Annotated in this window: 11 protein-coding genes; 6 read left to right on the top strand and 5 right to left on the bottom strand. The window is 41.0% G+C overall.

Annotated features, from left to right (window positions below; genetic code table 11):
- Window positions 1-227 precede the first annotated feature (227 nt).
- Window positions 228-1,460: a DUF418 domain-containing protein gene (locus J7384_RS16550; RefSeq protein ID WP_209115647.1), complete on the top strand. Its 1,233-nt coding sequence runs from the start codon at window positions 228-230 to the stop codon at window positions 1,458-1,460.
- A 238-nt stretch (window positions 1,461-1,698) separates the two neighbouring features.
- Window positions 1,699-2,022 carry a hypothetical protein gene (locus tag J7384_RS16545; RefSeq protein WP_209115646.1) on the top strand — a complete coding sequence of 108 codons (324 nt, stop codon included), beginning with the start codon at window positions 1,699-1,701 and terminating at the stop codon, window positions 2,020-2,022.
- Window positions 2,023-2,200: 178 nt separating this feature from the next.
- Here J7384_RS16545 and J7384_RS16540 read toward each other — a convergent pair whose 3' ends face one another.
- From J7384_RS16540 to J7384_RS16525, 4 genes are all read right to left on the bottom strand, one after another.
- Window positions 2,201-2,605: a VF530 family DNA-binding protein gene (locus J7384_RS16540; RefSeq protein WP_209115645.1), complete on the bottom strand. Its 405-nt coding sequence runs from the start codon at window positions 2,603-2,605 to the stop codon at window positions 2,201-2,203.
- 61 nt (window positions 2,606-2,666) lie between these two features.
- Window positions 2,667-3,098 (bottom strand): thioredoxin TrxC, encoded by a 432-nt coding sequence (gene trxC, locus J7384_RS16535; RefSeq protein ID WP_209115644.1) that lies wholly within the window; start codon window positions 3,096-3,098, stop codon window positions 2,667-2,669.
- A gap of 162 nt (window positions 3,099-3,260) precedes the next feature.
- Window positions 3,261-4,190, bottom strand: coding sequence for an exopolyphosphatase (locus J7384_RS16530; protein WP_209115643.1), 930 nt, complete (start codon window positions 4,188-4,190; stop codon window positions 3,261-3,263).
- A 192-nt stretch (window positions 4,191-4,382) separates the two neighbouring features.
- Window positions 4,383-4,772 (bottom strand): response regulator, encoded by a 390-nt coding sequence (locus J7384_RS16525; RefSeq protein WP_209115642.1) that lies wholly within the window; start codon window positions 4,770-4,772, stop codon window positions 4,383-4,385.
- 155 nt (window positions 4,773-4,927) lie between these two features.
- On the opposite strand from J7384_RS16525, the gene J7384_RS16520 reads away from it, so the two are divergent.
- The 4 genes from J7384_RS16520 to glnS all read left to right on the top strand — a co-directional run bounded on the left by J7384_RS16520 (window position 4,928) and on the right by glnS (window position 8,245).
- Window positions 4,928-5,347 carry a BLUF domain-containing protein gene (locus J7384_RS16520; RefSeq protein WP_209115641.1) on the top strand — a complete coding sequence of 140 codons (420 nt, stop codon included), beginning with the start codon at window positions 4,928-4,930 and terminating at the stop codon, window positions 5,345-5,347.
- 11 nt (window positions 5,348-5,358) lie between these two features.
- Complete coding sequence (locus J7384_RS16515; protein ID WP_209115640.1) at window positions 5,359-5,811, top strand: GFA family protein; 453 nt, start codon at window positions 5,359-5,361, stop codon at window positions 5,809-5,811.
- 136 nt (window positions 5,812-5,947) lie between these two features.
- Window positions 5,948-6,418 (top strand): VOC family protein, encoded by a 471-nt coding sequence (locus J7384_RS16510; RefSeq protein WP_209115639.1) that lies wholly within the window; start codon window positions 5,948-5,950, stop codon window positions 6,416-6,418.
- A gap of 153 nt (window positions 6,419-6,571) precedes the next feature.
- Complete coding sequence (glnS, locus tag J7384_RS16505) at window positions 6,572-8,245, top strand: glutamine--tRNA ligase (protein WP_209115638.1); 1,674 nt, start codon at window positions 6,572-6,574, stop codon at window positions 8,243-8,245.
- Window positions 8,246-8,356: 111 nt separating this feature from the next.
- Here glnS and J7384_RS16500 read toward each other — a convergent pair whose 3' ends face one another.
- Window positions 8,357-8,566 carry a hypothetical protein gene (locus tag J7384_RS16500; RefSeq protein WP_209115637.1) on the bottom strand — a complete coding sequence of 70 codons (210 nt, stop codon included), beginning with the start codon at window positions 8,564-8,566 and terminating at the stop codon, window positions 8,357-8,359.
- Window positions 8,567-8,586: the final 20 nt, after the last annotated feature.

Below are 8,586 nucleotides of genomic sequence, written 5' to 3'. Positions count from 1 at the left end.
ACGGCATCAAGACAAGATGGAGAAACAAGAAGAGAAACGTCAATTACATTTACTAGGATAACCCAGCCCCCTTGTTTAGGGGGCTTACGCAAAGCCACCTTCTTTAGAAGGTGGATTCTTTACTTTTATCTTTAAAAATAAAGATTCTTCACTAGTGACTTGTATGTTCAAGTATTTTTAGCGAGACTCGTCTATCAGTTAATGTTTTTCAGTTGGAACCCATCAGCATGGAAGAGTCGGTAAAATCGCGAACACTTGAGTCGCATCCAATATCTCACAATCCCCCTAAATTAGCTCGGCTTGGCTCACTAGATGTGATTCGAGGCATCGCGATTCTCGGCATATTGATCATGAACATCCAATCATTCTCTATGATTTATGCGGCCTACGGCAATCCAGTTGCTTACGGTGATTTAACAGGAGCCGACTACTGGGCATATTACTTTTCTCACTTATTTGCTGATCAAAAGTTTATGAATATACTCGCACTGTTATTCGGTGCGGGAATTTTCCTAATGGCGAGCAATACACAACACCATCGTCACGGTGCTGCTGAGTTGCACTATCGACGCATGTTATTTCTTGGTTTGTTGGGGGCCGCCCATCTTTATCTGCTTTGGTATGGAGATATATTGTTCGCCTATGCCGTTGCTGGCTGTGTTGCTTATTGGTTTCGTCGGCGTTCGGTAACAACACTTATTATTTTTGCCTTAATACTTATCGGTTTGTCATCACTGATGTTGTCGGGCATTGGTTCGGTTATAGAGTATCTGTCGCCAGAAGAGCAGCAGGAGTTCTTATCGGTGTGGTCGCCGACCCAAGAGCAAATCGACCAGGAAACAGCGATACAGCTGTCGTCATGGTTAGCGCAAATGGATACTCGACATGCTATGGCATCAGAAATGATGGGCACTGTATTTATTTATATCCCCCGTATTATAGGCCTAATGCTGCTTGGTATGGCTTTGTGCCAATTAAAGTTTTTTGAAGGCGGTTGGCGCAACACAACACTTCAGCTCAGTGCTGCTATTAGCTTGGTTGCTGGTTTAGCAATAATAGGGTATGGCAACCAACTCAATGTTGAACAGCAGTGGCAGGTAACAAGTTTATTCGACAACTTCATTTACAACGAATGGGGTAGTCTATTGGTAAGTTATAGTTATCTTGCTGTTATTGTTATTTGTTATCAAAATCGAATTTTTATGCGAGCGCAAGAACTATTAACCAATGTTGGGAAAATGGCGTTGACCAACTATTTATTGCAAACGCTTATCTGCAGTTTTGTCTTCTCAGGTTGGGGGCTAGGTTTATTTGGCTCGTTTAGCCGAGTTTCGCAGTTGTTGTTTGTCGTTTTTGTTTGGTTTTTATTGGTGAGCTTGTCTCAGTATTGGCTCAATCGTTATCAGCAAGGGCCATTTGAATGGTTAGCACGTAGGTTTACCTATGGCGTTCAAAACTAGCAAGTATCGCGAAAAAATATTTGTCATAAAACGCTGATGATTGTCACATTTGTTTTTTATTTTTCTTTAAGAGAACTCTTTTGTTACAGGTTAATGTCTTATTTATCAATAGCTTAATTTTTAATGTGACAATAATGTAAATTTTTAATGACTGTAATATAGCTGTCATAAAACTGTGCTAGCAAAATCTTCTTTAGTTTGTTACTATATATTTAACAAACACTTAAAGGGGAACTTTATGTATAACTTGAGAAATATACTTGCTGTAGTAACCGTTTTAAGTTTTAGCCAAGCCGCCATGGCAGAAAGAGCAGAAATTTTAAAATGTGTTGACTCGTCAACGATGACGATGAATGAACAATGTGTAGCGCAGACTTTTGATAAGCACAGTGTAAAGAACGATGATTTCTTTAATAAACTTGCACAACAGCAGTTTGAAAAACAGCACGACGCGTTTGCTAAGATCACACACTTCCCAGATTTAAATCTGATTGAAGTTAAATCATTAGAGTCTCGAGCTGAGAAGGCTGAGCAAGAGTTGTTAATTGCAGCAAATCGCTAACTAAAATTAGCACGGCAAAACAACTAATACTAAAAAAGTAAGAAACTAAAAGCGAGTCATAATGACTCGCTTTTTTTGTGCTTGAATTTCTCGTGTAGGGCGCTAGAAATATCTATGATATTGAGACACCACTAATCAGTAAAACTCTCGCCAGCCACTCATTAATACACAAACGAGTCTATTTTCCCCAAGGGTTTTTAGGTGTTGCATTTCGGCGTCTTGCTTTTTCAGCTCGCTTTAAGCGCAGTCGTTCGGCGTCCTCTAAACTAAGCTCTGCTGGCGCTTTAGCTTTGTGGTGAGCAGGAATGATGCGCTTTCTCGGCGGGAGCTGAAATTGCTCATCACTTGCTCGTGGCAGGCTTTTGTATTGATAAAGATAAAAGGCTTCTACTTTTTCCCGTGCCCATTCGGTTTTCTTTAAAAATTTGATGCTTGAGGCAACACTAGGATTGGTACTAAAACACTTTAGGTTGAGGTAAGCGGCTAAAATTTCGAAGCCATAATGGTCGACGAGTTGGTTAATCATCTCGTCGAGTTTTAAGCCGTGCAGTGGGTTATTGAGATAAATGTCTTCTGTCGACATCGAATTAAGGCCTGATCTAGGTAATTTTCTCCATTATACCTCGATTAGCCAATAACATCACTTAACTCAGTTTTTGCACACATTGCATGATCCACTGTTTCATTTGAGCTTCGTTGAGTCCACCAGAAACCCGGTCAATTTCTTGGCCTTGATGAAAGAAAATTAACGTTGGAATACTTCTGATACCCGCATCGGCTGATATTTGTTGTGCTTGTTCTGTGTTTACTTTGGCAAACAGGATACTGTCGGTTGATGTCGCCACTTTATTGTAAACAGGCGCCATATTCTGACATGGACCACACCAGCTTGCCCAAAAATCAACAATCACTGGTAAGTCATTGCGTTCGACAAACGGGTAAAAGGTATTGTTAGACAAGTCGACCGGCATGGCTTGGTAAATGGCTTGCTGACATTTGCCACAAACGGCGTGGTTGTGCTCTCTGTCTTCTGGAATGCGATTAGTGGTAAAACAATGGTGACAAACTATATTCATATAAAATCCAAGTAACTGAGTCGAGAATAGTAAGTTAACAGGCGAAAAGACCGAATCTTGGCAAAACAATATTCAGTTGGCAAAAAATTAATTGATAGGGGAGTATTCGATGCGCCGACGTTTTGTTTTTGTCGGCGCTAATAACGGCTTTACTGTAGTCAATTAGCCATCAGCATTAATTGCTGAAATCAGCTCTTTTAAGGTGTCTTCGCTTTGCTCGTGAGCAATTTGACAAGTACCCGCGGCATTGTGGCCACCGCCGCCGTATTTAAGCATGAGCTCACCAACATTAGTCTTTGAGCTTTTATCAAAAATTGATTTGCCGGTCGCGAATACAGTGTTTTGCTTTTGAAAACCCCACATGACGTGAATTGAAATATTGCACTGCGGGAATAGGGCGTAAATAACAAAGCGGTTACCTGAATATATGACTTCTTCTTCGCGCAGATCTAAAACCACGAGGTTATTATGTACGGTTGCGCAACGTTGAATTTGATCTTTAAATTTTGCTTCGTGCTCAAAGTAAAGATCTGTGCGCTCTTTAACATCTGGTAACGCAAGCACTTCATCGATGGTGTGATTTTTACAGTAATCAATTAAGTCCATCATCAGGTTGTAGTTTGAAATGCGAAACTCGCGAAATCGGCCCAGTCCTGTTCTTGAATCCATAATGAAGTTAAGCAATTCCCAACCTTTAGGGTTGAGTACTTCGTCTTGATTAAATTGCGCAGAGTCACCTTTGTCGACTGCTATCATCATACTTTCCCATTCAGCAGGGAAGGTTTCTGGGCCGCCGTAATAATCATAAACAACACGTGCGGCCGACGGTGCACTTGGGTCAATAATGTGGTTGTCGCGTTTTTCGTTGCGCAAGGTTTCACTGTGGTGATGGTCAAAGGCTAAATGAACGCCTTCAACATAAGGCAAGTTGGTAGATATATCACCATCACCAACCTCTATTAAACCGTCTTGCATGTCTTTTGGGTGAACAAATTTAATGTCGTTTACTAGATTAATGTGTTTGAGCAAAATGGCGCAGACTAAACCGTCAAAATCGCTGCGGGTGATTAAGCGATACTGTTGTTGAGACATTGATAGTATTCCTTGCATACTTTGTTATAAGAATTTACACGCTACGAGTGCGTTATTTGATAGACCTGAGTTAGGTTAGCTTATATTCAACAATTAGCCAAACTGGTAACAGGTGCTGAAAAACGGGTTATTAAATTAGCATCTTAGACAAAAAAGATGTTGTGGTTATTACGTTAAATCAAAGAATTTGACTTACACAATGCATATATCGGGATTGATTAACTGCTCTACGTGTTTCATTTTTTTGGCAAGCGTTTCTTGGTTAAATGGCTTGACGATAAAGTCGGTAACTTGCGCTTGGATAACGGCCTTTATTTTATCTTTTTCATCTTCGCATGAGACCATGATTACGGGCAGCTTGGCGAGTCTTTCATCTTCGCGAATCGCTCTGAGTAATGCCATGCCATCCATTTTGGGCATGTGATAATCTGTAATCACCAAGTCGTAGTGTTGACGCTGCAATAAATCAAAGGCTTGGCAGCCGTCTGGAGCTTCATCGGTATCGGTATAATCGAGTGAACGAAGCATGTGTAACATGACGTGACGCATCGAAATCATATCATCGACAACGAGTATTTTCATCGCAGCAATCCTTTTGATTATTATACTTTTTCTTCCAATATAGAGGGTTTTATCGACAAATCCAAGATCTGTGTCATTTTTTACTTGTCAATAACTAGTTGATTAGGCTAGAACTAATAGCAAGTTCAATTATTTTAAAACGGTAAGGAGTAGTTATGTTTCTCGTTCGTCTCGTTTATACCAGTAAGTTGTCCGATGCGTTCTCTAGTGACGACATCACAGACATTCTCGCTAGTGCTCGAAAACACAATAGCCGTAATCACGTTACAGGGCTGTTGTGTTTTAGTAGCAATTATTTTTTACAGTGCATTGAAGGATCTAGAAGCGCGATTAACCGGACTTATCACAGAATTTTAAACGACCCCCGCCATGAAGATATTGTCATGCTCGATTATAAAGAAATTAATCGTCGTGAATTTTCCCATTGGCACATGGGGTATGTGCCATATACTGCCTTAACTCGCGATGTAAATATGCTGTTTTCTGGCTCACCTGAGTTCAATCCATATGAAATGTCTGGTGAAAGCGCACATCAGCTGATGTTGGCGTTAAAAGATACCGTAGATATGGTGTAGGGCGAGTTGCAATGGCTTATTGGGGCAGCTGCTTGTGCACAGCCATTCGCTTTAAAGTTGACGTTTTTGAGCAAGCGGTTGCCCATTGTCATTGTCGGATGTGCCAAAAATTTCACGGTGCTGCGTTTTCAACGCTAGCGGAAGTCAAATTAGAACATTTGACTTGGCTCAGCGGCCAAAACAAACTTGTTGCTTATCAAGCGAAAAATAAAACTATTAGGCAATTCTGCCAAGTATGCGGCGCCAGTGTTAGTTTTACGTCAAGGTATAATCGAGCCGTTCACACCATTGAAATACCGCTGCCACTTATCGATAAATACGATGACAACAGCCCTATACCTTTGCCCAACGCCCATATTTATTGTGACAGTGAAGCTAAGTGGTTAAATAATATTGACCAATTACCCAAGTACAAGGGTTACCGACCAACCTCTGATGCTTTAGACACTAATAACTCAAAGTAATATCCTTGCTATTTTTTTATACTGGAAATGCTGTTTTTTTGCGATATAACTATAGCTAGCTCGATTGCTTTTTAAACACCTATCATGTGTTGAGAAGCCCAGTTATTTACTAAGTTTGTTGTAAAGGGACAAAAAAATGTCAGTTAAACCCATTCCAAAAGGTTTTCGTTCGGTTAATCCGTACTTGGTGGTGCGCAATGCTAACCAAGCCATAGAGTTTTATCAAAACGCGTTTAACGCGAAGGTGACTTTAGAGCTCAATACACCGACCGGCACGGTAGCACATGCTGAACTAAAAATTGGCAACACAATTGTGATGCTAACTGAAGAATACCCAGAGATGGGCTTTTTTAGTCCAGACACGTTAGGTGGTAGCGCGGTGAGCTTAATGTTGTATTTAAAGGATGTTGATCAAGCCGTAGCGCAAGCAATTGAAGCGGGTGCGATTGAAACTCGTCCAGTAGCCGATCAGTTTTACGGCGACAGAACCGGTACCGTAAAAGACCCATTTGGTCACACTTGGACAATTGCAACGCATATTGAAGATTTAACTGATCAAGAGTTAAAAGATCGGATGGCGGCGTTCTTTGAAAATGCTGGTGCGTAACGGCTTTTTGCCAACGTAAAAATTTACCTTTAATTGTTAAAATAAGCGTTTAGTTGCTATTTTCTCGCAGATTGACTTGATATACTAAGTTAATCTGCGCGTATATAAGCAAACGTGCAACACAACGTTTTATTTTGATTAGAGGTTCCCTGGATGTCGGAAGCTGAAAACCGTCCAACCAATTTTATTCGTCAAATCATTGATACTGATCTTGCCAATGGCAAGCATACTGGCGTGCAAACGCGTTTTCCACCTGAGCCAAATGGCTACTTACACATTGGTCACGCTAAGTCTATCTGCTTAAATTTTGGTATCGCCCAAGATTACAACGGTTTGTGTAATCTGCGTTTTGATGATACCAACCCAGAAAAAGAAGATATCGACTACGTAAATTCGATTCAGGAAGACGTTAAGTGGTTAGGTTTTCAATGGGCGGGTGATATTCACTATTCGTCAGACTATTTTGATCGTTTATACGGTTATGCCGTTGAGTTAATTGAAAAAGGCTTAGCCTATGTTTGTTTCTTAAACGGCGAACAAATGCGTGAGTACCGCGGTACGTTAAAAGCGCCAGGCAAAAACAGCCCATATCGCGATACCTCGGTTGAAGAGAACTTAGCGTTATTCGAAAAAATGAAAAACGGCGAGTTCAAAGAAGGCGAGTGTTCACTGCGCGCCAAAATTGATATGTCGTCTAGCTTCATGTGCATGCGCGACCCGGTAATTTACCGCGTTAAGTTTGCTCACCATCATCAAACTGGTGACAAGTGGTGCATTTACCCGATGTACGACTTTACTCACTGTATTTCTGATGCGATTGAAAATATTACTCACTCGTTATGTACCTTGGAATTCCAAGACAACCGCCGTTTGTACGATTGGGTTATCGAAAATATTTCTATCGAGTCTGAGCCTCGCCAATACGAATTCTCGCGCTTGAATTTAGAATACACGGTGATGAGTAAGCGCAAGCTAAATGCGTTAGTTGAAGAGAACTTAGTTAATGGCTGGGACGATCCTCGTATGCCAACCATTGCTGGTTTCCGCCGCCGCGGTTATACGCCGGCGTCAATTCGCGAATTCGCCAAACGCATTGGTGTAACTAAGATGGACAACACCGTTGAAATGGGCGTGTTGGAAGCTTGTATTCGCGAAGATCTAAATGACAATGCACCACGTGCAATGGTGGTGCTCGATCCAATTAAATTGGTGATTGAAAACTACCCACAAGGGCAAGTAGAAGAGCTAACCGTTAAAAATCACCCAAGCGATGACAGCCAAGGCAGCCGTATTGTGCCATTTAGTGGTGAGTTATACATTGAAGCGGAAGATTTCAGAGAAGAAGCCAACAAGAAATACAAGCGTCTTGTCTTAGGTAAAGCCGTTCGTTTACGCGGCGCTTATGTCGTTACTGCAACCCGCTGTGACAAAGACAGCGACGGCAACATTACCACGGTTTACTGTACTTACGATGAAAATACTTTAGGTAAGAACCCAGAAGATGGTACTAAGCCAAAAGGCGTTATTCATTGGGTTTCGGCTGAGCAAAGTCTAGATGCAGAAGTGCGCTTGTACGATCGTTTATTCACTGTGCCTAACCCAGCGGCTGAAGAGGATTTTCACGCGGTCATCAACCCTGAATCTTTAGTGGTGATTAACACGGCGAAAGTTGAACCGGCACTTCGTGAGGCTAAAGCTGAATTGGCTTATCAGTTCGAACGCCAAGGTTACTTCTGCTTAGATAGCAAAGACGGTAGTGCTGATAAGCTAGTGTTTAACCGCACTGTTGGTTTACGCGATACTTGGGCAAAAATTAGCGGTCAGTAGAGTTAAAAATTAGTAGTAGACAAACAGAGTGGGTGTATATCTTTACACCCACTGAGTTTGTGATTAATTTTTAATATATTTTATTGCTATATTCATCGCTAAAGGCTTGCGCTATCTATTCTTTAAATAGCCATAAACGAAGTATAGAAATATGGTGATATCAAAGCCGATTGCAAACCAATAAGAAATAGGATCGTTTTCAAGCGTTCTACTTCCCCCTGATTTATAAGGCACTTCTTGTCGATATAATTGATATAAGATAAGTAATGTCGTAAAAACAATACCTATCAGCGCAAAAACTTTTTCATCTTTATTTTTCATTTAGCCACTAATTATTCCGT

The sequence above is a fragment of the Endozoicomonas sp. G2_1 genome, assembly GCF_017744155.1.
GTDB lineage: Bacteria > Pseudomonadota > Gammaproteobacteria > Enterobacterales > Alteromonadaceae > JAGHQT01.
Note: the sequence above shows the minus strand (reverse complement) of the source record. Positions and strands in the feature narration are given on the sequence as shown.

Excerpts from the sequence above, each read along its gene's own strand:
- J7384_RS16550 (WP_209115647.1), top strand. The coding sequence starts at position 228 with ATGGAAGAGTCGGTAAAATCGCGAACACTTGAGTCGCATCCAATATCT.
- J7384_RS16545 (WP_209115646.1), top strand. The coding sequence starts at position 1,699 with ATGTATAACTTGAGAAATATACTTGCTGTAGTAACCGTTTTAAGTTTT.
- J7384_RS16540 (WP_209115645.1), bottom strand. The coding sequence starts at position 2,605 with ATGTCGACAGAAGACATTTATCTCAATAACCCACTGCACGGCTTAAAA.
- trxC (WP_209115644.1), bottom strand. The coding sequence starts at position 3,098 with ATGAATATAGTTTGTCACCATTGTTTTACCACTAATCGCATTCCAGAA.
- J7384_RS16530 (WP_209115643.1), bottom strand. The coding sequence starts at position 4,190 with ATGTCTCAACAACAGTATCGCTTAATCACCCGCAGCGATTTTGACGGT.
- J7384_RS16525 (WP_209115642.1), bottom strand. The coding sequence starts at position 4,772 with ATGAAAATACTCGTTGTCGATGATATGATTTCGATGCGTCACGTCATG.
- J7384_RS16520 (WP_209115641.1), top strand. The coding sequence starts at position 4,928 with ATGTTTCTCGTTCGTCTCGTTTATACCAGTAAGTTGTCCGATGCGTTC.
- J7384_RS16515 (WP_209115640.1), top strand. The coding sequence starts at position 5,359 with ATGGCTTATTGGGGCAGCTGCTTGTGCACAGCCATTCGCTTTAAAGTT.
- J7384_RS16510 (WP_209115639.1), top strand. The coding sequence starts at position 5,948 with ATGTCAGTTAAACCCATTCCAAAAGGTTTTCGTTCGGTTAATCCGTAC.
- glnS (WP_209115638.1), top strand. The coding sequence starts at position 6,572 with ATGTCGGAAGCTGAAAACCGTCCAACCAATTTTATTCGTCAAATCATT.
- J7384_RS16500 (WP_209115637.1), bottom strand. The coding sequence starts at position 8,566 with ATGAAAAATAAAGATGAAAAAGTTTTTGCGCTGATAGGTATTGTTTTT.